A 24,676-nucleotide genomic window follows, 5' to 3' on the forward strand; every position below is an offset into this window, starting at 1 on the left:
AGTCCAGGGCCGTCTAAATGGGGTCTGACTGGTTCCCACTGGTTCCCAGTGGTTCCGGTATTAGTGGGAACTGGTTCCCGTGACTGGTTCCCGGTCCCACTCTTTAGAGTGGGAACCGGTACCAGTCGCGGGACCGCTCAGGCAGCGGGGATTGGTGCGAGCTGGTGCAACGTCGAGTTGCGCGCGCCAGGTGTCGCGATCACGGTCCCGTCAGCGATTAGCGCGTCAAGGGCTTCCCGCACCGCCGGGCGACGGGCCGCAACTGCCTCAGCGATCTGGTTGAACGTCGGCGGCTGGGGTCGATCCGCGATCCATTCCACGATTGCCCGGCGTCGCCCGTCGTCCACCTGGACGGCGTGGACCTCGGGGTCCACCTCTCGGGCGGGCGCCTCCAAGGTGAAAGCGATCCGCCTCGGGTCCGTCGAGTCGATCAGCGCAACGGCGACGGCCTGTGTTCGGTCCGACTTGCGCCACGCGCCACCGTGGGGGCGCACCCGTCCGGGCCGGTCCTTGCCGATCCGAACAGCGAGCTTGCCCGCCATGCCCACTCCCAGCGGGGCCAGCGGCTCCACGAGGAATGAGGCACCGTCGAGAGCGGAGAGTTTGGCCTGGGCGCCAATGGCGAACCGTCCCCGCCCCTCCGTGGACTTCGTGACGTGATCCACCATCACGACGGCGGCGCCCGTGGTGCGGGCGATCCGACGCGGCAGACGGCGAATCCACCCGGTCACCTCATCGTTGTCAATCGAGGGCACACCGGACACGCTCAGCGCCTCCGTCACCCCGTCCAGGACGGCCAGGGCGTAGCGGCGCCCCAGCAGCGCCAGGAACGCGGACACGTCCGCCCATCCCCCGTTCTCGGGGTCTGCCTCGGGCTGCACATAGTCCAGCCGTTCGGCCACCGCGTCCACAGGCGCGCCCAGCTTCACGAGACGGTCAAGCACGGTCGCCGGGTCCGATTCGTAGTCCATGAACAGCACCCGCCCGCCGTCGGTGAGCACCTGAGCGGCCACGGCGAGCATGAGCATGGACTTCCCCGACTCGGACTCTCCGGCCACCGAATGCACATGCCCCGGATACAGCAGCTTCACCCCGTCCGTCCGTGCCATGAGGGTCGGCTCAACAGCGGTCGCCGTCCCGTTCAGGTAGGCCGAGAGGTCTACCGGGGACCACGAGGGCCGGGACGGCGGCTCGGCCTCCGTGAGGGCTTCCGGTGCCTCCGTGACGGTCTCGCAGACCGTGGGGGCAGCCGGGCCTATCGGGCGGTCCGTGAAGCCCTCAGCGGCCAGCGCACGGGCGGCGGCGGAATGGTCCCCGCCATGCTCCAGCACCGCATACGCCCCGAACTTGCTGTAGGGCGTCTCGGCGTCGAATGCGGTCGAGGTGCTGAACACGTACAGCCCGCCGTCCTCGCGCGTGGTGGCGCTCGGCCCCTCCGTCGTGGACTTGCCCGGACGGGTCCAATGCGTCTCTACCCCGCCCGTGTGGTGCACCTGCCAGCCGTGCGGGCCCAGCAGCTCGGCCCACGTCGTGCGGGCCGCCCACAGATCGCCCGGGCGTGGACCCTCGGCACGCTGGGGCAGCGTGGCCGGTACAGGGGCCGGCTGGCGTTGGGGGGTGCGGTCCAGGGTGCGAAACAGCCCATGCAGGGCGTCCCGCTCCTCGGCGCTCAGCGTCGGCACCGTGGCCGGTCCACCGTCCAAGCGGGTCCAGGGCTTGCCCGTTCGGTGGGCGGTCCCGCCCGTGGGGGCGAGGACCACCTGCCCGCCCGTGCCGCGCGTCTCCGCGATGGTGGCGCGGTCCGCGTCGGCGGCAAGCTTGGTGTTGCCGGGCACGTCCATGCCCTGCACCCGGTAGAGCCAATGGACCCCACCGGAGGGCGACTTCTCGCACCATCCGCCGTTCACCTGCTCCCACAGGGCCAGCAGACCGGCAGCACCGGCGGCGCGGCCCACAGCTTCCAGCTCCCCGACGTGGGGGCCTTCAATCTCCAGCAGCTCCAGACCGCCGGAGGGCGCCCCGCAGACGGCCCCGAGAGCCCGGTAGCGGGGATCGTCCCCGCCGAACCACTGCACGAGGTCGCCCTCGGTCGTGGTGTGCGTCTGCCAGGCGCGCAGGGCCGGGGCCTTGCTGCCGTCGTCGCGGACGGGGATCACGTTCACGCCGTGCGCGTGGAGCTCGCGGGCGGCGTCGATCAGTGCGGCGCTCAAGAGGCCCACCCCCCGTCGAACTCGTGGGCAGGGGTCAACCTGCACAGGGTGATGGACGCGGCCTGTCCGCGCATGACGGCCCGATCCTGGGCGCGCTGGGCGGCGGGAAGGTTGAAGTAGACCGAACGGCGATAGCGGACTTCTCCGGCGCTCTGTCGGGCCACGAGGACCACGAAAACGCCGTTCAAAAGGTCGGCGGGTCGGGGTAGAATGGCGGTGGTGATCTTCTTCGAGGGGGCCGCTCCGTGGGCGACGGGGCGGCCCTTCTTCATGTCCAGGTTCACGCGCGTGCACCTGCCTTCATGGCGGTGCGGCGCTCACGATCCACATTGCGTGCGGCGGTGTCTCCGGTCGGATCAATCCAGCCCAGCCGGCGAACGTAGGTCACGGGATCGGTGCAGGCGATGAACTGGGCCAGGGCGGCACCGTCCATCGTCTGAATGCGGGACAAGTGGCGCTTGGCCCACGAGCGGCTGACGCTGGGGAACGTGGCGCAGATGACGTCCACGGCCGCGCGCTTGTCGCGCTGTTTCAACTCGTGCTGGAAGGCGTAGAGGGTCACCCCCTGCCCGGCCCCGCGCGTGACGCGGGTCTGAAGTTCGGTGGGGGCGCTCAACGGGCATCAGCTCCCCGCAGCTCGGCCAGGGAGGTGACCGGCACGCGCAGGGCGTGTAGGTCGGCAGGATCAATGCGGATGAGCCTGGGACCGTACCGGTAGGCGCGGAGGTCGCCGCGCGCGATCATGCGGCGGACGGTGTTGGGAGACGCCCCCAGCAACGCGGCAGCATCAGAGATGGTGAGTTGGGCAGTGAGCGGAGAGAGGGGACTCGATCCGCGGCCCTGGGAGTGTGCAGAGGCTCGCAAAGTCACGACATGCCTTCCATGATGGAAGTGGGGCCGTTAGGCCGCCGGTCCGGGTGGACCGTCGTGAACTCTTACAGGCGATGCCTTTCTCTGCTACGCGCGGCGCATACTACGCCGTAGAGCTAAGGATACATGCGGCACCATCGCCCTTCAAGTGCGCCATTACGTGCTCACTGGGGCGCGGCTCCCAGCTCAGCGGTCAGCGCGGCCAGGCGCCGCCGCTCGGCGTGCTGGTAGACCTCCACGGACTTGCCGTCGCTGTGGCCGGCGTAGGCCTTGAGCTCGGCCGTGGTGGCGCCGGCCTGGCCCAGACGGGTGAGGGCGGTGTGCCGTAGCCCGTGCCAGGTGAAGTTCTCCACGGTCGGCAGCCCGTCCCGCTGGCGCTGGGCGTTGAGCTCTGCCAGCGCGGCGTTGAACCGCTTGCGGATCGTGTTCGGGTTGTTGAGCCAGTTCCCGCCGCCCACGCGGGGGAACAGCAGCCCATCCGCGCCCTCGGTGGCGTGCGCCTCGAGGTGCGCCTCGAGGTCGGAGGCGATCACGGTCGGCACGGGGATCTCCCGGCGGCCGGCCTCAGACTTGGGCGACTCCTCGCGCACCCCGGACCCGCGGGCCTGGACCTGGGACTCGACGCGAATCCACGTGGTGCCCTCGGCCTCCGTGGTGACGTGACGACGGCGCAGGGCGAGGACTTCCCCGATCCGCAGGGCGCACCACCCGGACAGCAGCACGGCCAGGCGGTCGGCCTCGGGCATCAGGTCGGCCAGGGCGGACAGCTCGGCGTCCGTCAACGTCTCCCGGTTGCGCTGGGGCAGGTTCGGGCGGCGCAGACGTCGGGCGGCCAGCGGGGGTACGGGCGAGGTCAGCAGCCACGGGGTGAACGTGCGGGGGAGCTCGGCGGCGTCGCCGGTGGCCCACTTGAACAGGGCGGCCACCACCCGGTGGACCTGGGCGGCACCGGCGGGACTCTTGGACTCTTCCAGGTGGTCCAGCCATGCGTTGAGGTCCAGGGCGGTCACGTCGCCCACGGGCCGCTCTCCGAATGTGGGTAGGAAGTGCGCTTCCAGGTGGCGCCGGTAGGTGTAGACGCTGCCGAGCTTGAGCCCTCGGGCCTCCTGCCAGGACAACCACGCCTCGGCGAGCTCGCGGACGGTCCGGGCGTCAGCCGCCGCCTGGGCGCGCCGGGCCTCCCGCTCGGCCTTGAGCTGGGCGCGACGCTCGGCCGGCGGAATGAACGTGTCACGGGCCTTCTCGGCGCGGGCGATGTCCAGGGCGGCGCGGGCGTCTCCCAGCGTGGCGAACGTGCCCAGCGAGTGCTGCACGCCGTCAACGCCCAGACGCGCCCGGTACATGCCTCCGGGGTTCCGGGTGATGCCCTGGGGCAGCTTTCGACGGTCCGCCATGCGCCCCCCTCTCAAGTCTAGTCTTCCAGTGGTCTACACCTATGGTACGTTGTGACCACTCGTGAACGTCTAAGCCACACGAGGGACCGGCCAGAATCCGCGTGGACATGCGGAAAGGGCCGGAACCATGCGGGTTCCGGCCCTTCCTGGCGGAGACGGGGGGATTTGAACCCCCGGCTCAACTTTCGCCGAGCCCTTCATTAGCAGTGAAGTCCATTCGGCCGCTCTGGCACGTCTCCATCCGTTCCGTCGGCGCCGTGACGGCGTTCAGGGAACCCGGTCAGCTTAGCCTGCGCGGGGGAGAGAGGGCAAAGGCTCTGCGCCGGGGATCGTCGTGCACCGTCTGCACCGCCGCCGGGCGCCCGTTCCCCTGCCGGGACAGAGAGGGCTCAGGCGAAAGGGCCCCGGATCACCGTGGTGATCCGGGGCCCTTTCGGCCTCACTCGACCTCAGCGGCCGGGCGTCGCGTGACTCAGATGCGGTCGTTGCGATCGTTCAGGTCGGCGCGATCGGTGGTGGTGTCACCGTCGATCTTGACGTCCTCGTGGCGCAGCTCCTCGGAGACGGTCTCGGTCTCCTGGATCTGGCGCTTGCCCAGGGACACCTTCTCGGCCTCCACGGTCTTCTCGACGACCGGGGTCTCCTCGTAGGTGGTCACGGAGACCTCGCCGTCAGCGTCGGCGCGACGGGCCTCGGCGGAGTTGGGATCCACGGACTCGCGCTCCACGACGACCTCTTCGCGGGTGACGGGCACCTCCACGGTCTCGGTGGTGGTGTAGGACTGCTTGCGCAGACGCACACGGCCGGAGGCCTTGCGCTCGGTGCCGACGTTCAGGTGCTCGTCACGGACGACGACGCCGTCAGCGTCGTTCACCTCGCGGCGGTCGGTGTCGACGACGTCACGGTCGGTGTCGACGACGTCGCGGTCGCCGACGACGCCGGCGGTGGTGTCCACGTCGCGGCGGTCCTCCACGTGGCCCTCAGTGGCGGTGTACTCCATGGAGTAGTACTCGTAGATGCGCTGCTCCTCCTGCGGGGTCAGCGAGCCGTCGGCGTCCACGTTCGGGGCATCCTTCACGAAGGCCTTCTCGTAGGGGACGGTGATGCCGTCGGCGGTGGTCTGCGCCTGCTGCAGCGGGATGAAGGTCTCGTTGGCGCCGAAGAGGCCGGTCTTCACGGTCACGAAGGTCGGCTCGTTGGTGACGTCGTCCAGGTAGACCTGGCCGACGGAACCGATCTTGTCGCCATCGGTGGCGTACACGGAAGCGTTCTGAAGCTGATCAAGCATGTTGCGGTCCATGGTATTTCTCCTTCTGGGTTGGGCTTTTTCTTTCCCGTACGACAAGAACAATTCCTCACGAGCGTCCTCCGCGTCAACCGTCGATCCACGACTTGCGGTTATTCCCAGGGTTCTCACAGCCGGGAGGGAAGCACCCCCCTCATTCCGCGATCTGTCAAGGATTCGCCGCGAGATCGCCTCTCGGCTCGACCTCGAGGATCGGCGGATCCCACGCCTTGACGGAAGGCGATAGGGTGTGGTTTTACGCGGGCGAGGCTTCGGACGAGTCCGGAAGGAATCCCAGGAGGCAGTGTGCAAGATTCTAGAGAGGGCGTCCGTCGCCTCTCGATCGTGGGCGCCGGGCCGCGCGGCGTCATGCTCCTCGAGCGGCTGCTGGCGCACCTCGAGCAGGGGAGCCTCCACCGCTCTCCCGCGCTGAGCATCCATGTGGTGGACCCGTACCGGCCGGGACCCGGACGGGTATGGCGGACGGACCAGTCCGAGCTCTACTTCATGAACACGCCGGCCTTCTACCCCACGGCGAGCGCGGCCGACAACCCCGGGCTGCGGCCCTCGACGGCCGCCCTCTCCTTCGACCAGTGGCGCCGGGTGAATCCGCAGGAGAGTCGTGGCGTCCAGCGGCACCAATACCCTGCCCGCGCCGCGTACGGGCGCTATCTGCGCCACCTCTACGACACGGTGGTGGAGATGCTGCGGGCCCGCCCCGAGGTGGTGGAGGTCCGGGAGCACCGCGCCGAGGCGACCGCCCTGCACCCGCGGCCCGACGGCGGGGCGCAGCTCACCCTGCGCCATGCCGGCGGCGAGGAGAGCCGGCTCGAGGCGGACGCCGTCGTGCTGTGCCTGGGCCACCAGCCGGCCGAGCTGAGCGCGGGACAGCGCCGCATGGCGGAGGCCGCCGAGGCATCGCCGCACCTGCACTACCAGGGCCCGCAGATCCCCTCGGACGTGGACTGGTCCGCGGTGGAGCCCGGTGCGTCCGTGCTGGTGCGCGGCATGGGCCTGAACGCCTTCGACCTGATGGCCCAGCTGACCCTCGGCCGGGGCGGCGCGTTCCACCGGACCGGAGACGGGGCCGGCCTGGCGCTGCGCTACGAGCCCTCGGGCCGCGAGCCCTCCCTGCGCCTGATGTCGCGGCGCGGCGTGCCGTACCTGCCGAAGGCGGAGGTGGACGCGTTCGTTCCGCGCGGAGTGGCGCTCTCCTACCTCTCCGACGCCGTCGTCGACGGCCTGCTGGCCGAGCACGGGGAGCTGGACCTCGCCGAGCACGTCTGGCCGCTGCTTCACCGGGACGTGGTGCGCCACTACTACGCGACGATGGCGCGCACGCAGCCGGAGATCCTCGGCGGGCCCGTGGCGGCCCGCCGCTTCCTCGGGGAGCTCGTGGGCCTGCTGGAGGAGGCCGGGCGGGGCGCCCCCGTCACGTCGATGCATGCGGCGGACCTGCTCCGCCAGTACGCGCCCGGCCGCGGCTTCCTCGACATCCTGGCGTACGCCGAGCCCTTCCGGGACCAGGTGTTCGACAGCGACGAGGAGTACCAGGCGGCCGTGTCCCACTACGTGGGGCAGGCCTGCGGGGAGGCGGCGCGCGGCGAGGGCTCCCCATTCATGATGGCGGTCGGCGCTCTGCACGCCGGGCGACTGCGCATCAAGCAGTGGGTGGCGCAGGGGCGGATCACCCAGGCGTCGAGGATCAAGGACGTGCAGGGCTGGTTCGAGCCCCTCGTGGAGGGGCTGGCCTCGGGCCCGCCCCTGTGGCGCGTGGAGCAGATGCTGGCCGTGCACCGGGCGGGCCTGCTGACCTGGTCGGGGCCGTGGCCCACGGTCGAGGCCGACGGCGAGGACGCCTTCCGCGTGCACAGCCCTCAGGTGGGCGCCGCGGACTCCCGCGTGCCGGCGGCGGCCTCGGGGACGTGGCTCGTGGAGGCCATGATGCCGCCCAACCGCGTGCGCTCCGCCTCGACGCCCCTCGTGCGCCAGATGCTGGCCGACGGCGTGGCGGCCACCGGCGTCTGGGAGGACGAGGAGGGCGCCCGGCTCCCCTCGACAGGGTTCGACGTGACCGGACGGCCCCACCGGCTCCGCGCCGCTGACGGCCGCGTGCACGAGCGCATCCTCGTGCTCGGCCTGCAGCTCTCCGGGGTGCAGTGGGGCACCGCGATCGCCGCGGAGGCGGGTGCGGACCCGGACGGCCGCGCCCTCTTCCTCGGGGACGCGGATGCGGCGGCCCGCGTCCTGCTCGGAGGCCGACCCGCGGGGTGAGCACGGGGGACCGGTCCCCGCGCTGACGCGGTGGGGCGGGCCGACGACGACGGCGGGGCCGCCCGGGATCATCTCCCGGGCGGCCCCGCCGTCGTGCGAGGGGTCAGCCGATCAGCCGGCGGCGGGCACGAGGACCCGGCCCTTGCCCTTGCCCGGGTGGGAGCCGTCGTGGCCCTTGCCGGGGTGCATGCCGGTGCAGCGCATCCACTCGGCGGCGGAGAAGCCGCCGTTCCCCTTGCCCTTGCCCTTGGACGGGTGCGTGACGTCCTCGCACTGGCCGCCCGGGGCCGGATCGGTGGGATCCGTGGGATCCGTGGGATCGACCGGGTCCACGGGGTCGACCGGCTCGGTCGCGGGGGCGTCGAGCTGCATGCCCACGAGGATCGGGTTGTGGTCCGAGGAGCGCCACTGGTCCGGGGAGTAGAAGTCCTCCTCCACGTAGTCGTGGCGCGCGTACTCGAGGGCCACGGACTCGTTGGCGTTGATCATCCAGATGTCCTGGCCCGTGATCGCGGCCGAGGCCGCGGGCGAGGCGTAGATGCCGTCCAGGCTGCCCACGCTGCCGCCGAAGACGTACGAATACTCGTCGGTGAGCGCACCCTGGGAGATGTAGCCGGCCTCCTCGAGGACGCGGATGGGGTCCTCCTTCTCGTAGGAGTTGAAGTCGCCCATCAGCAGGACCTTGTCGGTCCCGGCCAGCACCTTCATCTGCTCCGCGAAGGCCACGAGGGCCTCGGCCTGGCCGACGCGGTCCGCGTTGTAGGCGCCCTGCCCGTCGCCGGAGTCCACGTTCTCGCCGGTGGCGCCGGAGCCGCCCTTGGACTTGAAGTGGTTGGTGATCGCGATGAACTCGGTGCCCTCGACGCCGTCGCCGGAGGCGTCCGCCACGCGGAAGACCTGGGCCATGGGCTCGCGGGCGTTGTCGAAGTTCACCTGGTCGTCCAGGATCACGGACTCGCCGACCGGGGTGACCTCGGCGGGCTGGTAGATGAAGGCGCTGCGGATGACGTCCTCGTCCTCGACGGCGGGACGGTCCGCGGGGGAGGCGACGTACGCCCACTTCTCGTAGCCCGCCTGCTCGTTGAGGGCGTCCACCAGGTGCGCGAGCGCGTGGTCGCGGTCCAGGCCGAACTTCTCGGAGTTCTCGATCTCCTCGAGGGCCACCACGGAGGTGTCCATGCCGTTGATCGCGGTGGCGATCTTGGCCTGCTGGCGAGCGAAGGCCTCATCGGTGTAGGCGCCGCGGGGGAGGCAGTCCTTGGTGGCCACCGGGTCGCCGTCGTTGTCGTAGTAGGCGGAGCAGCCCGGCACATCCTCACCGAGGGTGGTGAAGTAGTTCAGGACGTTGAAGCTGCCCACGGTCACGTTGCCGCCGAGCTCCTCCGGGGCCGCCTCCTCCACGCGCGTGTTCTCGATGGAGACGGGCTGCACGGTCGACGCCGTGGCGTCGGTGAGGTGGCCCAGCGGCTGGAAGGACCACGCGCCGAAGCGGTAGTCCAGGATGACGCCGGTGGTGAACTCGAGGCCGGCACCCACGCGGACGGGCTGGTCCGCGTCGAGGTAGGGCAGCGGGTTCTGATTGCCGGGGGAGCGGAAGAAGTTCACGGTCGAGCCGTCGTCGAGGACGATCAGCTTCTCCGCGTTCGCGGCGGCCACGGCCTGGGCGTCGGCGCCGGGCAGCGCGACCGACGTCGGGTTGTCCAGCGGATCGGTGCCCGGCACGATCCCGAGCGAGCCGTACTGGTTCAGGCTGTAGTTGTCCGTCACGGTCCACTCGCCCTGCGGGGCGAGCAGCTCGCCCTCGTGGGCCTCGCGCTGGGCCTCGGTGAGGGGGAACTCCACCGCGGTGGGGGCGACGCCGGCGCCGTCGGCCAGGGCGGTCACGCCGCCGGCGTCCACGCGGATCTGCGTGAGGCCGTAGTACTCGGAGACCGTGCCGGTGACCTGCACGTGGTCGCCCATCGCGACGGTGCCGACCGTGTCCGGGGAGTACACGAACAGGCCGTCCGACGCGCCCGGGGTGGCGTCGACGGCGTCGCCGCCGGTGCCCGCCGTCTGGATGTAGTAGCCGTTGTAGCCGCCCGTGGAGTACACCGCGGTGACGACGCCGGTGGTGGCGACGGACTGGCCCTCGAGCGGGGACACGGCGCCGGTGCCCTGGATCTCGGCGATGGTGACGCGCTCCACCGGGGCGGGCTCGACCGGGTCGACCGGATCGACGGGGTCGGTCGGATCCGTGGGCTCCGTGGAGGAGCTCGTGGAGTTCATCGGCGTCACGTCGGCGGTGACGGTGAAGTCCGCGGAGTTGTCGTTCGTGTCCACGCCGTCCGCGCGGGTCAGCGACTTCGGGTCCGTGTTGGCCGAGGGGGCGCCGGAGGGAGCGGTCTCGTAGGTGTTGGTGGCGCCGTAGCCCAGCAGGTCGGCGACGCCGGCGGTCTCGTCGGTCACGGAGCCGACGGGCAGACCCGCCAGGGTGCCGGCCTGGTCCGCGAGCACGATGGTGCCCTTGGTGCCCGCGGGGTTGAACGAGCCGCCCGCGTTGAGGTCCGGCGTCGGGAGCGCCTCGCCGGAGGTGCCGTTGGAGCCGCCCTGGATCAGGAAGTGGCCGTGGGCCGGGACCACGCCGCTCAGGGCGACGGTGTTGTTGGTGGCGCCCGTGCCGGTGCCGGAGCGGTACTGCAGCGACCAGCCCTCAAGCGAGATGGGCTCGTCCGTGGGGTTGTAGAGCTCGACGAACTTGTCGGTGTACACCGCGTTGGCGGAGCCGCCGTTGGTGTACGCCTCGTTGATCACGAGGCTGTCGCCGGAGGGGGAGGCCATGGCTGGGCCGGCCACCACGGCGGGGGCCAGCAGGGTGAGGGCCGCGAAGACGGCGGCGGGGCGCGTGCGGCGCAGGGAGATCGGCATGATCGTTGTCTCTCTTCTCAGTCTGTCGTCGTCTCAGCGGCCGGTGGGGGCGGTGCCGAAGGCCTTGCGGAAGCGCACGAGCGCACCCGCACCGAGCGCGGCGATCCCGGCGAGCCACCACGCGGCCTCATCGCCGGTCTGCACCTTGGTGGGGACGGTGTGCTCGGCGGTGTCGGACTCGGCCGGCTTGGCGGGCTTGGCCGGCTTCTCCGGGTGGCCGGGCTGCGCGGGCTTGGCCGGCTTCTCCGGGTGGCCGGGCTGCGCGGGCTTGGCGGGCTGAGCAGGCTCGGCGGGCTCGCCCGGCTTGCCGGGGTTCGCGGGGACGGCCGGCTCGGCCGGCTGAGCCGGGGTGGTCGGCTCGGTCGGCTCGGTCGGGTCGGTCGGGTCGGTCGGCTCGGCGGGGACCTCGGCGGCCAGCACCTCGAGGGCGTGGCGCACCACGGTCTCGGTGCCGTCGGCGTAGCGCACGGTCATGCGCAGCTCACCGGCGCCGGCGGTGGCCGGGGCGGTGATGCCCGAGAGGGTCACGGTCTCAGCGCCGGCGGGCACCTCCACGGTGCCCAGCTCCACGGCGGTGCCGTCCGTGCCCACGAAGGCGACGTCCACGGCGGTGGCGGCGGGGGCGCCGTCGGAGTCGATCACCAGGTCGCCGAGGGTGAGGACGATCTCCTCGCCCGCGGTCACGGTGGCCGGGGCGCCAGTGACCGGCACGCTCTTCTTCGCGTAGTCGGGGGCGACGGCGCCGTCCTCGGCGGCCTGGGCCCGCGCGTAGTCCTCGACCGCCTGGGAGTCGAGCAGGCCCGTGTTGACGAAGTTCTCACGGCCCTGCGCGAAGGCGGAGTAGCCGTCGGGGGCCTTGGCCGGGTCGCCGAGGGCCACCCAGGTGTCGTCCGCCAGGAAGGACTGCGTGGCCACGGTGTACATGGCGTCCATGTCGATCGGCTCGCCGTCGATCCAGATGCCGGTGACCTTGTCGCCCTGGGCGCGGGAGTCGTCGTAGGTCCAGGTCAGGTTCTCGGACCAGCCGAGGGTGAAGCGGCGCTCGCCGTCGCGCCAGTTCTGCTCGATGGCCTCCTTGATGGAGGAGCCCGGGATGTCGAAGTAGGCGATGGTGTTGCCGAACGGCGCGACGTCCAGCAGCTCGCCGAGGGTCAGCTGGCCGGTGAGGTCGCCCTTGGAGGTGAACGTGCCGCCGTCGTTGAACTGGTCCTCGAGCAGCTCGGAGCGCAGGCCGCCGGGGTTGGTCACGCCGAGGTCCACCTCGGGGTTGACGGCGGAGGCGGCGTGCTTCACGGCGTCGCCGACCCAGTTGCCCAGCGTGGTCTCGGCCATGCGGGTGCCGCCGGCCTTCCACGGCTTCCCGGCCTCGATGAGCTTCCGGTAGTCGGTGGTGATCGAGCCGTCCAGGTCGGCGACGACCTCGGACTGCATCTCCTCGAAGACCTTCACGGCCTCCTGCTCGATCTCGTAGACCTCGGCGGTGACGGCCGACTCGGCGGCTGCCTCGGCGGGATCCTGGGTGGAGCGCTCCAGCATCTGCTGCGTCACCGAGGTGACCTCGCCGGAGGCGTCCAGGGTGAGCTCGACGGCGGCGAGGTTCTTGCCGGACTGCGCGGCCTGCATCACGGGGCGGGCCACGCCGCCGTTCTCGGTGGAGTACTGGTAGAGCTGGTGGGTGTGGCCGTTGAAGATGACGTCCACGGCGGGGACGGTGTCCTCCACCATGCGCTGGAAGACCTCGCGGTCGGCGAGCTCGGAGGCCAGGTCTCCGCTGCCGGCGGCGCCGTCGTGGTACGAGGCCACGATCACGTCCGCGGAGCCCTCGTTCTCGATCTGCGTGGCCACCGCGTTGACGGCGTCCACCATGTCGATGACCAGGTTGCCCTCGAGGCCGGCGCCCGTGGTGGTGGCGTACAGCTCGTTCGGGGAGGCGCCGATCACGGCCACGCGCACGCCGTTGACCTCGCGGATCACGTGGGAGGTGAGGACGGGCTCCTTGGAGGTCGGGTCCACGAAGTTGGCGGAGAGCACCGGGAAGTCGGCGCGCTCGGCGACGCGGCCCTGGAGGTCGTCCAGGCCCTTGTCGAACTCGTGGTTGCCCGCGGCGAGGGCCTCCAGGCCCAGGGCGTTCATGATGTCGATCGTGGGGTTGTCCTGCTGCACGTTGGAGACCGAGGCGGAGCCGCCGATCAGGTCGCCCGCGGAGGTGAGCAGCACCGAGTCCGCGCCGTGCTCGGCCTCGAACGCGGTGCGGTAGTCCTCCACGGTGTCGGCGAACTGGGTGCCCGAGTAGCCGGAGGAGAGGGCGCCGTGGAAGTCGTTGAACGAGAGGATCGAGATGGTCTTCTCGTCCGCCGCGGACGTCTCGACGGCGAGGGCGGGCATGGCGCTCGCGGGCGCGAGGATCAGGGTGGTGCAGACGACGGTGGCCGCGGTGCGGCGGCTGAACAGGCTGGACATGGTTCTCCCCGGGGTGCGTGGTGATGAGGCGGTGCCGCGCGGTGCGTGGCGCATCACCCCGATCACAGCACCGTGAGGTGACCTCCGGATGAACGCCGGGTGGGGAGAGAATGACGGGTGAGTGGGGCCAGCGCCGGGCGGCGGCGGCCTGTGCGGGCCGCCGCCGCCCGGGACGGCGCGGATGGTGTGGGATTCGAACCCACGGTGCAGGGTTGCTGCACACCGGTTTTCAAGACCGGGTCCTTCGGCCGCTCGGACAACCATCCTCGACCGCGGTCCGCTCTCGAACCGCTCGGGCAACTCTACCGACTCGCCCCGCGGGAGGCTCGGGCCCGGTGGCTGCCGCGCCGCGGGCGGGGAGATGATAGGAGGAGGAGTCAGGGCGCGGAACGAGGCGAGGAGACGTCATGGACGAGCACGGGACGAGTGCAGAGGCCGGGCAAGGGGAGATGCTCGCGGTGCGGTACACGGGCGGGGAGGGCGACGCCGGGATCCGGGCCGCGCGCGAGGCGCGCCCCGCCGTCGGGCCGGGGGAGGTGCTCGTCCGCGTGGCCGCCGCGGGGCTGAACCGGGCGGACCTGATGCAGCGCGCCGGGGTGTATCCGCCGCCGTCGGGCGCCTCGGAGATCCCCGGCCTCGAGGTGTCGGGCACCGTCGTGGAGGTCGGCCCGGCGGCCGGGCTGCCGGGGGAGGGCCGGTTCGCCGTGGGCGACGAGGTGTGCGCGCTGCTCGCCGGCGGCGGGTACGCGGAGTACGTGGCCGTCCCCGCGGGCCAGCTCATGGCGGTGCCGGACGGGGTGGACCTGGTGGACGCGGCCGCCCTTCCGGAGGTGGCGTGCACGGTGTGGTCCACGATGTCCGAGCGAGGCGGCGTGCGCGCGGGCGACGTCGTGCTCGTGCACGGGGGCTCCGGCGGGATCGGCTCGTTCGCCGTCCAATACCTCGCGGCGATCGGCGGGCGCGTCCTCTCCACGGCGGGCGGGCCGCAGAAGTGCGAGCGCGTCCGCGCGCTCGGGGCCGAGGACGTCTTCGACCACCGGGCCGCCGAGCCGGGCGCGTTCGCGGAGTGGGTGCTCGAGCGCACGGGCGGGCGCGGGGCGGACGTGATCCTCGACGTCGTCGGCGGGCCCTACCTGGACGCGAACGTGCGGTGCCTGGCGGAGGAGGGCCGGATCGTCGTGATCGCCGCGCAGGGCGGGGTCAAGGCCGAGGGGTTCAACCTCATGCGGCTCGTGGCCAAGCGCGGGTGGCTCACGGGCGCCACGCTGCGCTCACGGCCGGTGGTGGAGAAGGCGCGGATCGTGGCGGGGACGGAGAGGGCCGTGTCCCCGCTCGTGGCCGCGGGGCGGATCGACCTGTCCGTGGCGGCGCGCTTCCCGTTGGCCGAGGCGGCCGCCGCGCAGGAGTGGTTCGACCACGCCGCGCGTGCGGGCAAGGTCCTGCTCGTGACGGACCCCGCCGACGCGGATCACGCGCCTGGCGAGCCCGGCGACGGCGCCGCGGAGGCCCGCGCGTGAGGGGGCCCTTCGCCCGCTTCCGGCAGGGGCGCAGCGACGACCGGGAGCTGGGCACCGGCCTGTGGCGACGCAGCCACGACCGCTTCGTGCGCGCGATGGACCGCTACTGGCAGGTGGTCCAGGACGCGCGCAGCCCCAGCGCGCTCACGCCGGAGGAGCACAACGGCGTCGTCCACGCCGGCAACGTGCTCGCGGACCGCGTCCCCGCCGTGCGGGCGCTGTGCGTGCGACTGCAGGAGACCCACCCCGGCGACGGCGAGCACATCCCCACCGCGGTGTCCGAGGTGCACCGGGAGCTCTCCCGGGCCTCCCACGAGCTCGCCGCCACGGCCCAGGCCGCCGCGATGTTCCGGCTGGGCCAGGGGACGGCGGACGCCGTGAGCCGCCACGCGGAGCGGACGCTCGGGCACGTGGCACGCGCGGAGGAGCTGGCGTCCCGGGGGTGATCCGCCCGGGCGCACGCCCGCGCCGGTCCCGGAACGGGAAGGACCCCGCCGCCTCGAGGAGGTGACGGGGTCCGTGGGAGCCCCCTGCCGGATTCGAACCGGCGACCTGCTCTTTACGAGGGAGCTGCTCTGGCCAGCTGAGCTAAGGAGGCACGTGACCGGCAACGGCCACGGCAGTCCATCCTACCCGGTTCGGAGCGCCGATTCCACCGGCACCCGATATGCGATCGTGACCGGATCCTCCGGCGGCGTTCACCCGGCCGCCATGCGCCCGTCAGCTGGCCGGGATGGACTGGGGTCCAGCCGATCCCACCCTTGGAGCCGTCCCATGCGCCTGCACCCCGCCGCCCCCGTCCGTCTCGGCCCAGGCCACACCGTTCCCCGGGCCGTGGGCGGGGGGCCCGCCGAGCCGTCCGCCGTCCCCGCCCGGTCTCCGCGCCCCTCGGACGTCCCGCTGCGCCTGGCCGTGGTGGACATGTCCGGGACCTCGATCGTGGAGGGAGGGCTGCAGGACACCGCGTTCTCCGAGGCCCTCGCGGCACACGGCGTGACGCCTGGGACGCCCGAGCACGATCGGGCGGTCCGCACCTTCGAGCAGCAGCGGGGCACCTCCCGCAGCGCGGTGTTCCGAGAGGTGTTCCCCGAGCGCGCGGCCGCGCTGGCCGCCACCCGCTCCTTCGAGACCGCCTTCGACCGGCTGCTCGCCGAGCACGGCGTGCGGGCCGTGCCGGGGGCGGAGGAGGCGCTCACGCGCCTGAGGGAGCTCGGCCTGGACCTGTGCCTGTGCACCGGATACGCCCGCCACACGCAGAACATGATCCTCGAGTCCCTGGGCTGGATGGGCCTCGCGGACCTCAGCCTCTCTCCCGACGACGCGGGCCGCGGCGTGCCCTACCCGGACATGACGCTCACGGCCCTGCTCGCCCTCGACCACGAGGACGTGCGCAGCGTGCTCACGGTGGGGGACACGGCCGCCGACATCCGGGCGGGGCGCCGCGCGGGCGCGGGGCTGGTGGTGGGCGTGCGCTCGGGGGAGGGCGACGCCGGGCAGCTGTGGGAGGCCGGCGCCGACCATGTGGTCGACTCGCTCGGCCAGGTCCCCGGGCTCGTCGAGGTCCGCGGCTGACTCAGCCGCGAGCGCCGGAACGGGCCCGGCGCGGCAGGAGCGCGAGCATCATGGCCTCCAGGGCCAGCTGCTCCGGCACGTTGCCGGCGAGCCGGGTCCGGGCCTGGGCCACGGCGTCGATCCGGGCCACCACGTCCGCCGAGGAGCCCGCGGCCCCGCGTGCGTACGCCTCGATCTCCGCGCGGCGGTGCTCGTTGATCAGCTCGCCCTCCGCGCCCAGCTGCACGCGCAGCACGTCCCGGAAGAGGCCGATCACGTCGATCATCGCTCGGTCCAGCGCGTCCCGCACGGAGCGCTTGCGGCGCCGGGTCTGCTCCTCCTCGAGGCGCTTGACGTGATGGCGCAGCTTGGGCGGCACGGCCTCCGAGCCCTCGATGCCGAGCGCGCGGCGCAGCCCGGCCAGCTCCTCCGCGTCGCGCGCGGCCGAGGAGGACTCCGCCTCGGCGCGGGAGACCTCGGCCAGCTCGGCCGCCGTCGCCATCGCATCGGAGACCGCGGTGGCCCGCAGGGGCAGGGAGAGGACGGCCTCCCGGCGGCGCAGCGCCTCGGGGTCCCGGGCCAGGCGCCGGGCCATGCCCACGTGGGACTGCGAGATCCGGGCGGTGAGGAGCGCGGTGTCCGTGTCCAGCCCGTCCCGGCGGTGCAGCAGCGCGGCCACGTCCTCGACGGCCGGGATCCGCAGGGTCACGAGCCGGCAGCGGGAGCGGATGGTGGGCAGCACGTCCGCCGGGGAGGGCGAGCAGAGCATCCAGACGGTCCGCTCCGGGGGCTCCTCGATGGCCTTGAGCAGCACGTTGGTGGCCCGCTCGGTCATGCGGTCCGCGTCCTCCATGAGGAAGATCCGCCACCGGCCCGTGGCGGGGGTGGACTGGCCGGTCTCCACGAGGGCGCGCACGTCCTCGATCCGGTAGCTCACGCCCTCCGTGGCCAGCACGGTGACGTCCGGATGCGTCCCCGCCAGGGCGGTGCGGCACGCGTGGCACCGCCCGCAGCCGCGCTGCAGGGGATCGGGGGACTCGCACTGCAGGGCGGCGGCGAAGGCGCGCGCCGCCGTCGAGCGCCCGGAGCCGGGAGGGCCGGTGAAGAGCCACGCATGCGTGGGGCGCTCCTCGGCCGCGGCGCGCCGCAGCTGGGCCACGACCGCGTCCTGGCCCGCGAGGTCGGCGAACACGCCGGCGGTCTCCGGCGCCGTCTCCCCGATCATCGGGCCGCCGCCGTCAGGACGTGCTCCACGATGCGGCGGGTCAGCTCCTCCGGCGGGCGCGCCGCGTCCAGCACGAGGTAGCGCGCGGGCTCCTGGTGGGCGCGGGCCAGGAACGCGGCGCGCAGGGTGCCGTGGGCCGAGGCCGTCTCCTGCTCCATCCGGTCCGGGGCACCGCCCCCGGCGCGCTCGCGCCCGGTGCGGCGACCGGCGGCCGTCTCCGGTTCCGCGTCCAGCAGCACGGTGAGGTCCGGGACGAGCCCGTCCGTGGCCCACGCGTTCAGCTCGGCGATCCGCGGCGCGCCCAGGCCGCGCACGGCCCCCTGATAGGCGATCGAGGAGTCCACGTACCGGTCCGTGATCACGACGCGCCCGGCCGCGAGAGCGGGGCGCAGCGTGCGCTCCACGTGGGCGGAGCGGGCCGCCGCGAAGAGCAGGGCCTCCGTGCGCGGATCCACGGGGGCGTGCGCCGGATCCAGGATGAGCGCCCGGAGGAGCTCGCCCAGGTCCGATCCGCCGGGCTCGCGGGTGAGCAGCACGTCCCGTCCGGCCGCGCGCAGGGCCTCAGCGAGGGCGCGCGCCTGCGTCGACTTCCCGGAGCCGTCCGTGCCTTCGAGGGCGACGAACAGGCCGGGATGCGCTGCTCCGGGGTGCTCGGGCGAGGTGCTCACCCCCCGAGCCTAGACGGAGGGGTGGACGCCGAGGCACCCTGTGGACGACGCCGCCCGGCGCCCCCCTGCCTCTAGACTGGCGGGCATGAGCGCTCCCATGGTCTTCGCCCTCACGTTCGAGCACTGGCTGTTCCAGGCGATGGCGCTCGTGGCCGTGGGCGTCGAGATCTGGGCGTTCGCGGACGTGCTCCGCCGCGGCCCCGCCGAATTCCTGCGTGCCGGCCAGCGGGACCGCAGCTTCTGGCTGCTGCTCACCGGCATCGCGCTCGCGGTGGGCGCGATGGGCCTGCTCATGGGCGCCGGCCTCGGCATGTTCAGCATCGCTGCGGTCTGCGTGGCCGCCGTCTACCTCGCCGGTCCGCGCGGAGAGCTGCGCCTCTACAGCCGCTGAACGCTCCGCCTGCTCGGCCGCTGAGGGCTGCGGCTCCGCGCCGCTCCCGCCCGCATCACGCCGACGGCGCCACCGCGTCCCAGCGCACGCTCAGCTCCCCGCGCCGCCACTGGTGCGCGCGCCCCAGCACCGGCCACCCCTCGGTCCGCAGAGCGTCCGCCGTCGCGATCCAGCGCTGCCTCGGCCCGTAGGGCGCGAGCGGGGCGAAGCGCTCCCACGCCGCGTCGGCGGCGGCGAGGAACCGGTGCACGGGCTCGCCGGGCACGTGCCGGTGGATGAGGGCCTTGGGGAGGCGCTCGGCGACGTCGCTGGGCCGGGCGAAGGCGCCGAAGCGCATCGCCACCGTGAGCGAGTGAGGCCCCTCCGGGCGCAGGTCCACCCACGCCGCCCGCCGCCCGTCCTCGGAGCACGTGCCCTCCACGAGCACGCCGCCCTCGGCGAGGCGGGACCGCATCATGGCCCACACGTCGGGCACGTCCTCCTCGCGGTACTGGCGCAGCACGTTGAAGGCCCGCACCACCGTCGGCGCGCGGGGGACCGCCAGTTCGAAGCCGCCCACCTCCCATGTCAGCCCGGGGACGCCGGCTGCGCGCTCACGGGCACGGGCCACGCGTGCCGGGTCGATCTCCAGGCCCGTCAGCTCGAGCTCCGGGTTCACGGCGCGCAGGCGGTGGAACATCTCGACGGCGGTCACGGGCTCGGCGCCGAAGCCGAGGTCCACCACGAGGGGCCTCGGGGTGCGGCGCAGCAGGGGGCCATGGACGTCGGCGAGCCAGCGGTCGACCCGGCGCATGCGCTGGGCGAAGGTCGTGCCCCGCGTGACGTGCCCCTGGGGCCCGCGCGCCACGCCGCGGGCCGCCGTCACGGGCGCGCGCAGCCGCCGGGCCTTCTCCACCATGGCCGCCAGCCTAGGCGAGCGCTCCGGCCGCCGGCGGACGTCGGAGGCGGGCCGCAGCGGGGGCCGTCCCTGGCCCGGCGCGAGGGGGCCCCGCCTATCATGGGGCCATGGCGAACACCACTTACACGCTGGTCCTGCTGCGGCACGGCCAGAGCGACTGGAACGAGAAGAACCTCTTCACCGGCTGGGTGGACGTGCCGCTCACCGAGAAGGGTCGGGCCGAGGCGACCCGCGGCGGTGAGCTCATGGCGGCCGAGGGCATCGCCCCGGACGTGCTGCACACCTCCCTGCTGAAGCGCGCCATCACCACCGCCAACCTCGCGCTCGAGGCCGCGGACCGCCAGTGGATCCCGGTCAAGCGCGACTGGCGCCTGAACGAGCGCCACTACGGCGCCCTCCAGGGCAAGGACAAGGCCCAGGTGAAGGAGGAGTTCGGCGAGGAGCAGTTCATGGTGTGGCGCCGCTCGTTCGACACCCCGCCGCCCGCACTCGACGACTCGTCCGAGTTCTCTCAGGCCGGGGAGGAGCGCTACGCCGAGCTGGGCGACGACGCCCCGCGCACCGAGGCCCTGAAGAACGTCATCGACCGCCTCCTGCCCTACTGGGAGGCCGAGATCGTGCCGGACCTCAAGGCCGGGAAGACGGTGCTCGTGGCCGCCCACGGCAACTCGCTGCGCGCGCTCGTGAAGCACCTGGACGGGATCTCCGACGAGGACATCGCCGGCCTGAACATCCCCACCGGCATCCCGCTCGTGTACGAGCTGGACGAGGACCTCAAGCCCGTCACCCCGCACGGCCGCTACCTGGACCCGGAGGCCGCCGCCGCCGGTGCCGCCGCCGTGGCCGCGCAGGGTCAGAAGCACTGACGTCCCCACGCGCGACGACGGGCCGGGCCCCCTCCTGCGAGGAGGGGGCCCGGCGCGTGGTGCAGGAGGAGTCAGGCGCCGTTGGCGTCCGCGCCGCGGTGGTGGCATTCGCCCGTCACCAGGTAGCGGACCTTCAGCGCGACGGCGAGACCGTGGTCGGTGAACCGCTCGAAGTATCGCGAGGCCAGGGTGACGTCGGTGGTCGTGGAGGGCGAGGCTGTCCAGTCGGGTGACGCGATGGCCCGGAACACGGACAGGTGCAGGGCGTTCACGTCCACGTTCAGGGCGTGGATGCGGTCCGCGTGGGCCAGGTCCTGGGTCTCGAGCAGGAGGACGGCCTCCTCGGCCACCTCGACGGCGGCGTCCGCCAGCTGCGTGAAGACGGGGCGCACGGCCTCCGGGATCACGTGCTCCGGGTACCGCAGCCGGGTGAGCTGGGCGATGTGCCGGGCGAGGTCGCCCATGCGCTCCAGCGAGGAGCTCATCCGCAGCGAGGCGACGACGGTGCGCAGGTCCGTGGCCACCGGGGCCTGGAGGGACAGGAGACGGACGGCCTGATCGTCGAGGGACTCCTGGAGCATGTCGATGCGGGCGTCCTCGGAGATGACCCGCTCCGCTCCGTGCACGTCCGCGGTCTCGAGCGCCGTGCGCCCGTCGAGGGCGGCGCGGTGGACGAGGCGGGCGATCTCCACGAGGTCGCGTCCCAACCGGTCGAGGTTGGCGCGGTACAGCTCCCTCATGACGTCCTCTCCGCGTGCGGGCGCACCGTCTGCCGTGCTTCCTGCCGTGCTGCGCCCCTTCAATGAAGCATTCACCATGTCAGGTGGAGGTGAACACGGCATGAACGGCGCCCGGCGGCGGATCGACGCTCTCCTGGCCGCCCGGTCGCCCCGTGCCGCAGGCTAGGCTGGGCGCGTGGATCCCGTCATCATCGGCCTCCTCTGCGGACTGGTCGGACTGCTCATCGGAGTGGCCTCCATGCTGGCCTTCCGGGCATCCGAGCGCTCGCGCACGGTGGACCTGGCCGTCGAGGAGCCCACTCTCGCTCCCGGCACCGCGGAGGTTCTCTCCGTCATTGGCCGTGCCTACGTGGTGGTGGACGCCGTCGACGGCGTGGTGCGCGCCAATCCGTCCGCCTACGCCTTCGGCCTCGTGCGGGGCCACTCCCTCGTCCACGAGCAGCTGCGCGAGTTCACGGGCGCCGTCCGCTCGGACGGCGTGATCCTCGAGCGGCGGATCGAGCTCTCGCGCGGCCCGCTGGCCCCCTCGAGCCTCGTGGTGGAGCTGCGGGTGGCCCCGCTGGACGAGGAGTACATCCTCATCCTCGCCGACGATCGCACGGACCTGACCCGCACGGAGGCCATGCGCCACGACTTCGTGGTCAACGTGTCCCACGAGCTGAAGACGCCCGTGGGTGCCATCTCCCTGCTCTCGGAGGCCATCGGGGACGCGGCGGAGGACGAGGAGGCCGTGCGCCGCTTCGCGATGCGCCTGGGCATCGAGTCGAAGCGGCTCACCGCCCTCGTGCAGGACATCATCGAGTTCTCCCGGCTCCAGGCCAAGGACGTGGTCCAGGAGGGCCGCGCCGTCGACCTGCGGACCGTGGTCCTCGAGGCCGTGGACCGCCTGCGCCTCACGGCGGAGGCCCGCGTCATCACCCTGAAGGTCGGCGGCCGCATGGACGCCATGGTCCACGGGGACCCGGACCAGCTGATGACGGCGGTGCGCAACCTCATCGACAACGCGGTGCGCTACTCCCCGGACGGCACCACCGTGGGCATCGGGCTGAGCGCGCACGACGGGCTGGCCCAGGTGACCGTCACGGACCAGGGCATGGGCATCAGCCCGGAGGACCAGGAGCGCGTGTTCGAGCGCTTCTACCGCGTGGACGCGGCCCGCTCCCGCCAGACCGGCGGCACGGGCCTGGGCCTGAGCATCGTCAAGCACGTGGTGATCAACCACGGCGGCGAGGTCACGCTGTGGTCCCAGCCGGGACGCGGCTCCACCTTCACCATCCGGCTGCCCGAGTGGGAGGACGACGGCAGCCCCGTCGTCGGCGGGCAGGCCGGCACCCATGTCACGCAACGCCGCGGTCATCGAGTGACCGCATCGGCCGCACCCCGGAAGGAGATCAGCGCATGAGCCGCATCTTGATCGTGGAGGACGAGGAGTCGTTCAGCGACCCGCTGTCCTACCTCCTCAACAAGGAGGGCTTCGAGGTCACGGTGGCCGCGGACGGCAACGAGGCGCTCGCGGAGTTCGAGCGCTCCGGTGCGGACCTCATCCTGCTGGACCTCATGCTCCCGGGGATGTCCGGGACGGAGGTCTGCCGCCAGGTGCGCCAGCGCTCCAACGTCCCGGTCATCATGCTGACCGCCAAGGACTCGGAGATCGACAAGGTCGTGGGCCTGGAGATCGGGGCGGACGACTACGTCACCAAGCCCTACTCCTCCCGTGAGCTCGTGGCCCGCGGGCGCGCGGTCATGCCCCGCCAGGGGGAGCCCGAGGAGCTCGTGGCCTCCGCCGTGGCCGCCGGCCCGGTGCGCATGGACATCGAGCGGCACGTGGTGGCGGTGGACGGCCAGCAGGTCTCCCTGCCGCTCAAGGAGTTCGAGCTGCTCGAGATGCTGCTGCGCAACGCCGGCCGCGTCCTCACCCGCGGCCAGCTCATCGACCGCGTGTGGGGCTCGGACTACGTGGGGGACACCAAGACCCTCGACGTCCACGTCAAGCGCCTGCGCTCCAAGATCGAGCCGGACCCCTCGAGCCCGCGGCATCTGGTGACCGTCCGCGGCCTGGGGTACAAGTTCGAGGCCTGAGACCGGCCGGCCTCCGCGCGGGACGACGTCGGCCCCGCACCTCCGGCGAGGAGGATGCGGGGCCGACGTGGCGGTGCTGGGCTCAGTGGCCCTCGCCGTAGTGCAGGCTCTCCTCGTGGAGGTGGCCCTCGAGCTCCTCGTCCGAGGGGCTGACGCCCTCGGGCAGCAGGTCGCGGTACTGCTCCTGCGTGGCGGACATCAGCGGCACCCGGGCCTCGGTCTCGAAGCCCTGGCCCTTGATGACCACGGGGAGCAGCTCGCCGACCCAGGCGTCCTTGCGCTCCAGGGCGATGTCCTGGTCTTCGAGGACGACCGTCTCACCGGCGGGCACGTCGACGGTGGCGGAGCCGCCCGTCGGCGTGGTGAAGGTGTACGCCATGTCCTGGTCCGAGGGGTTCTCCAGGGAGCCGATCAGGCGCGCCGGACCCGAGTCCCCTGCGCCCACGAGGAGGAGGTTGGAGTAGCGGATGAACCCCTCCGCACTGCCGTTGACGCCGTCGGAGGCGGAGTACTGGATGCCGGTGGCGACGGGGCTCACGGCGGAGCAGCCGGTGACGCCCAGGAGGGCGGCGGCGGCGGCGACGGCGCCCGCGGCGAGGCGGCGCCGGGCGGGCCGGGTGGCGGCGAACTTCACGGGGTTCTCCTACAGGTGCGAGGGCGGAGGGGCCCGGTCGGGGCCTCACCCGTCAGGGTACCGCATGGCCGGATGCCGCCCCCTGATCGCTCCGGCGGCCCCACTACCACAGGGAGCGGCCTGGAGAGGGGGGACGCGCGCGGGGAAATGGCTTATCCGTGGTAGAATGAGCCGTCTGGAAAGGGGCACATCACATGGTTTTTGAGGTCGGAGAGACCGTCGTCTACCCCCACCACGGTGCTGCGCGGATCGAGGAGATCAAGATGCGCACCATCAGGGGTGAAGAGAAGATGTATCTCAAGCTCAAGGTGGCGCAGGGTGACCTGACCATCGAGGTCCCGGCGGAGAACGTGGACCTCGTGGGAGTGCGTGACGTCGTGGACTCCGAGGGTCTGGACCACGTGATCGAGGTGCTGCAGGCCGAGCACGTCGAGGAGCCCACCAACTGGTCCCGCCGGTACAAGGCGAACCTGGAGAAGCTCGCCAGCGGTGACGTCAACAAGGTCGCCGAGGTCGTCCGCGACCTGTGGCGCCGCGACCAGGACCGCGGGCTGTCGGCCGGGGAGAAGCGCATGCTCTCCAAGGCGCGCCAGGTGCTGGTGTCCGAGCTCGCGCTCGCCAAGAAGACCTCCGAGGAGGAGGCCGAGGGCATGCTGGACAAGGTGCTCGAGGGCTGACCCTCCGCCGTCGCGGACGGATCGGAAGAC

Annotated in this window: 22 protein-coding genes and 3 tRNA genes; 9 read left to right on the forward strand and 16 right to left on the reverse strand. The window is 72.5% G+C overall.

The genetic code is table 11. The features are described from left to right. Nucleotides 1-137: 137 nt before the first annotated feature. The 7 genes from AAG742_RS01835 to AAG742_RS01865 form a co-directional block, all read right to left on the reverse strand. Nucleotides 138-2,210, reverse strand: coding sequence for a bifunctional DNA primase/polymerase (locus AAG742_RS01835; protein ID WP_298713560.1), 2,073 nt, complete (start codon nucleotides 2,208-2,210; stop codon nucleotides 138-140). Beyond that, on the reverse strand, nucleotides 2,207-2,494 hold the full coding sequence (locus AAG742_RS01840; RefSeq protein WP_298713554.1) for a hypothetical protein: 288 nt from the start codon (nucleotides 2,492-2,494) through the stop codon (nucleotides 2,207-2,209). The genes AAG742_RS01835 and AAG742_RS01840 overlap by 4 nt, the downstream gene beginning before the upstream one ends. Beyond that, entirely contained in the window at nucleotides 2,491-2,826 is a 336-nt protein-coding gene (locus AAG742_RS01845) for a hypothetical protein (protein WP_298713551.1), read from the reverse strand. Before AAG742_RS01845 ends, AAG742_RS01840 begins: the two co-directional genes overlap by 4 nt. Further along, nucleotides 2,823-3,080: a helix-turn-helix domain-containing protein gene (locus tag AAG742_RS01850; RefSeq protein ID WP_298713548.1), complete on the reverse strand. Its 258-nt coding sequence runs from the start codon at nucleotides 3,078-3,080 to the stop codon at nucleotides 2,823-2,825. Before AAG742_RS01850 ends, AAG742_RS01845 begins: the two co-directional genes overlap by 4 nt. A gap of 164 nt (nucleotides 3,081-3,244) precedes the next feature. After that, nucleotides 3,245-4,474, reverse strand: a complete 1,230-nt coding sequence (locus AAG742_RS01855; protein WP_298713545.1) for a site-specific integrase — start codon at nucleotides 4,472-4,474, stop codon at nucleotides 3,245-3,247. A gap of 147 nt (nucleotides 4,475-4,621) precedes the next feature. Then, nucleotides 4,622-4,713 (reverse strand) — tRNA-Ser (locus AAG742_RS01860). A gap of 233 nt (nucleotides 4,714-4,946) precedes the next feature. Beyond that, nucleotides 4,947-5,774: a PRC and DUF2382 domain-containing protein gene (locus AAG742_RS01865; protein ID WP_298713543.1), complete on the reverse strand. Its 828-nt coding sequence runs from the start codon at nucleotides 5,772-5,774 to the stop codon at nucleotides 4,947-4,949. A gap of 291 nt (nucleotides 5,775-6,065) precedes the next feature. On the opposite strand from AAG742_RS01865, the gene AAG742_RS01870 reads away from it, so the two are divergent. After that, nucleotides 6,066-8,033: an FAD/NAD(P)-binding protein gene (locus AAG742_RS01870; protein ID WP_298713540.1), complete on the forward strand. Its 1,968-nt coding sequence runs from the start codon at nucleotides 6,066-6,068 to the stop codon at nucleotides 8,031-8,033. 111 nt (nucleotides 8,034-8,144) lie between these two features. Here the strand turns inward: AAG742_RS01870 and AAG742_RS01875 are convergent, their stop codons facing one another. The 3 genes from AAG742_RS01875 to AAG742_RS01885 form a co-directional block, all read right to left on the reverse strand. Then, the gene (locus tag AAG742_RS01875) at nucleotides 8,145-10,940 is read right to left on the reverse strand and encodes an ExeM/NucH family extracellular endonuclease (protein ID WP_298713537.1); all 2,796 of its coding nucleotides are present in this window, start codon (nucleotides 10,938-10,940) and stop codon (nucleotides 8,145-8,147) included. Nucleotides 10,941-10,973: 33 nt separating this feature from the next. Further along, nucleotides 10,974-13,400, reverse strand: coding sequence for a 5'-nucleotidase C-terminal domain-containing protein (locus tag AAG742_RS01880; protein ID WP_298713534.1), 2,427 nt, complete (start codon nucleotides 13,398-13,400; stop codon nucleotides 10,974-10,976). Nucleotides 13,401-13,578: 178 nt separating this feature from the next. Next, a tRNA-Ser gene (locus AAG742_RS01885) sits at nucleotides 13,579-13,666 on the reverse strand. 141 nt (nucleotides 13,667-13,807) lie between these two features. Between AAG742_RS01885 and AAG742_RS01890 the strand changes: the two genes are divergently transcribed. Together AAG742_RS01890 and AAG742_RS01895 are read left to right on the forward strand one after the other, a co-directional pair. Beyond that, entirely contained in the window at nucleotides 13,808-14,917 is a 1,110-nt protein-coding gene (locus AAG742_RS01890) for an NAD(P)H-quinone oxidoreductase (protein WP_298713532.1), read from the forward strand. Then, nucleotides 14,914-15,363 (forward strand): hypothetical protein, encoded by a 450-nt coding sequence (locus tag AAG742_RS01895; RefSeq protein WP_298713529.1) that lies wholly within the window; start codon nucleotides 14,914-14,916, stop codon nucleotides 15,361-15,363. Before AAG742_RS01890 ends, AAG742_RS01895 begins: the two co-directional genes overlap by 4 nt. Before the next feature lie 78 nt (nucleotides 15,364-15,441). Here the strand turns inward: AAG742_RS01895 and AAG742_RS01900 are convergent. Next, nucleotides 15,442-15,515: transfer RNA gene (locus AAG742_RS01900), tRNA-Thr, on the reverse strand. A 176-nt stretch (nucleotides 15,516-15,691) separates the two neighbouring features. On the opposite strand from AAG742_RS01900, the gene AAG742_RS01905 reads away from it, so the two are divergent. Further along, the gene (locus AAG742_RS01905; RefSeq protein WP_298713526.1) at nucleotides 15,692-16,489 is read left to right on the forward strand and encodes an HAD family hydrolase; all 798 of its coding nucleotides are present in this window, start codon (nucleotides 15,692-15,694) and stop codon (nucleotides 16,487-16,489) included. A gap of 1 nt (nucleotide 16,490) precedes the next feature. Here the strand turns inward: AAG742_RS01905 and AAG742_RS01910 are convergent, their stop codons facing one another. Then, complete coding sequence (locus AAG742_RS01910; protein WP_298713523.1) at nucleotides 16,491-17,693, reverse strand: DNA polymerase III subunit delta'; 1,203 nt, start codon at nucleotides 17,691-17,693, stop codon at nucleotides 16,491-16,493. After that, the gene (gene tmk, locus AAG742_RS01915; protein WP_298713520.1) at nucleotides 17,690-18,361 is read right to left on the reverse strand and encodes a dTMP kinase; all 672 of its coding nucleotides are present in this window, start codon (nucleotides 18,359-18,361) and stop codon (nucleotides 17,690-17,692) included. The genes AAG742_RS01910 and tmk overlap by 4 nt, the downstream gene beginning before the upstream one ends. Before the next feature lie 85 nt (nucleotides 18,362-18,446). Here tmk and AAG742_RS01920 point away from each other — a divergent pair, with 85 nt between their 5' ends. Beyond that, entirely contained in the window at nucleotides 18,447-18,752 is a 306-nt protein-coding gene (locus tag AAG742_RS01920; RefSeq protein WP_248118363.1) for a DUF2516 family protein, read from the forward strand. 55 nt (nucleotides 18,753-18,807) lie between these two features. Here the strand turns inward: AAG742_RS01920 and AAG742_RS01925 are convergent, their stop codons facing one another. After that, entirely contained in the window at nucleotides 18,808-19,650 is an 843-nt protein-coding gene (locus tag AAG742_RS01925; protein ID WP_248118365.1) for a class I SAM-dependent methyltransferase, read from the reverse strand. 107 nt (nucleotides 19,651-19,757) lie between these two features. Here AAG742_RS01925 and AAG742_RS01930 point away from each other — a divergent pair, with 107 nt between their 5' ends. After that, nucleotides 19,758-20,516: a phosphoglyceromutase gene (locus AAG742_RS01930; protein WP_298713517.1), complete on the forward strand. Its 759-nt coding sequence runs from the start codon at nucleotides 19,758-19,760 to the stop codon at nucleotides 20,514-20,516. Nucleotides 20,517-20,587: 71 nt separating this feature from the next. Here AAG742_RS01930 and phoU read toward each other — a convergent pair whose 3' ends face one another. Next, a complete protein-coding gene (gene phoU / locus AAG742_RS01935) occupies nucleotides 20,588-21,256 on the reverse strand; it encodes a phosphate signaling complex protein PhoU (RefSeq protein WP_298713514.1) in 669 nt (222 codons plus the stop codon). A 175-nt stretch (nucleotides 21,257-21,431) separates the two neighbouring features. Here phoU and AAG742_RS01940 point away from each other — a divergent pair, with 175 nt between their 5' ends. Both AAG742_RS01940 and AAG742_RS01945 read left to right on the forward strand, forming a co-directional pair. Continuing rightward, nucleotides 21,432-22,658, forward strand: coding sequence for an ATP-binding protein (locus AAG742_RS01940; RefSeq protein ID WP_298713513.1), 1,227 nt, complete (start codon nucleotides 21,432-21,434; stop codon nucleotides 22,656-22,658). After that, nucleotides 22,655-23,335, forward strand: coding sequence for a response regulator transcription factor (locus tag AAG742_RS01945; protein ID WP_343282229.1), 681 nt, complete (start codon nucleotides 22,655-22,657; stop codon nucleotides 23,333-23,335). Before AAG742_RS01940 ends, AAG742_RS01945 begins: the two co-directional genes overlap by 4 nt. A gap of 82 nt (nucleotides 23,336-23,417) precedes the next feature. Here AAG742_RS01945 and AAG742_RS01950 read toward each other — a convergent pair whose 3' ends face one another. Further along, nucleotides 23,418-23,969: a hypothetical protein gene (locus AAG742_RS01950; protein WP_298713511.1), complete on the reverse strand. Its 552-nt coding sequence runs from the start codon at nucleotides 23,967-23,969 to the stop codon at nucleotides 23,418-23,420. A gap of 194 nt (nucleotides 23,970-24,163) precedes the next feature. Here AAG742_RS01950 and AAG742_RS01955 point away from each other — a divergent pair, with 194 nt between their 5' ends. Then, a complete protein-coding gene (locus tag AAG742_RS01955; protein ID WP_248118377.1) occupies nucleotides 24,164-24,646 on the forward strand; it encodes a CarD family transcriptional regulator in 483 nt (160 codons plus the stop codon). Nucleotides 24,647-24,676: the final 30 nt, after the last annotated feature.

The organism is Micrococcus sp. 2A, from assembly GCF_039519235.1.
GTDB lineage: Bacteria > Actinomycetota > Actinomycetes > Actinomycetales > Micrococcaceae > Micrococcus.

Coding starts and splice junctions, on each gene's coding strand:
- AAG742_RS01875 (WP_298713537.1), bottom strand. CDS start 10,940: ATGCCGATCTCCCTGCGCCGCACGCGCCCCGCCGCCGTCTTCGCGGCC.
- AAG742_RS01905 (WP_298713526.1), top strand. CDS start 15,692: ATGCGCCTGCACCCCGCCGCCCCCGTCCGTCTCGGCCCAGGCCACACC.
- AAG742_RS01880 (WP_298713534.1), bottom strand. CDS start 13,400: ATGTCCAGCCTGTTCAGCCGCCGCACCGCGGCCACCGTCGTCTGCACC.
- AAG742_RS01855 (WP_298713545.1), bottom strand. CDS start 4,474: ATGGCGGACCGTCGAAAGCTGCCCCAGGGCATCACCCGGAACCCCGGA.
- AAG742_RS01865 (WP_298713543.1), bottom strand. CDS start 5,774: ATGGACCGCAACATGCTTGATCAGCTTCAGAACGCTTCCGTGTACGCC.
- AAG742_RS01955 (WP_248118377.1), top strand. CDS start 24,164: ATGGTTTTTGAGGTCGGAGAGACCGTCGTCTACCCCCACCACGGTGCT.
- AAG742_RS01910 (WP_298713523.1), bottom strand. CDS start 17,693: ATGATCGGGGAGACGGCGCCGGAGACCGCCGGCGTGTTCGCCGACCTC.
- AAG742_RS01890 (WP_298713532.1), top strand. CDS start 13,808: ATGGACGAGCACGGGACGAGTGCAGAGGCCGGGCAAGGGGAGATGCTC.
- AAG742_RS01930 (WP_298713517.1), top strand. CDS start 19,758: ATGGCGAACACCACTTACACGCTGGTCCTGCTGCGGCACGGCCAGAGC.
- AAG742_RS01920 (WP_248118363.1), top strand. CDS start 18,447: ATGAGCGCTCCCATGGTCTTCGCCCTCACGTTCGAGCACTGGCTGTTC.
- AAG742_RS01925 (WP_248118365.1), bottom strand. CDS start 19,650: ATGGTGGAGAAGGCCCGGCGGCTGCGCGCGCCCGTGACGGCGGCCCGC.
- phoU (WP_298713514.1), bottom strand. CDS start 21,256: ATGAGGGAGCTGTACCGCGCCAACCTCGACCGGTTGGGACGCGACCTC.
- AAG742_RS01945 (WP_343282229.1), top strand. CDS start 22,655: ATGAGCCGCATCTTGATCGTGGAGGACGAGGAGTCGTTCAGCGACCCG.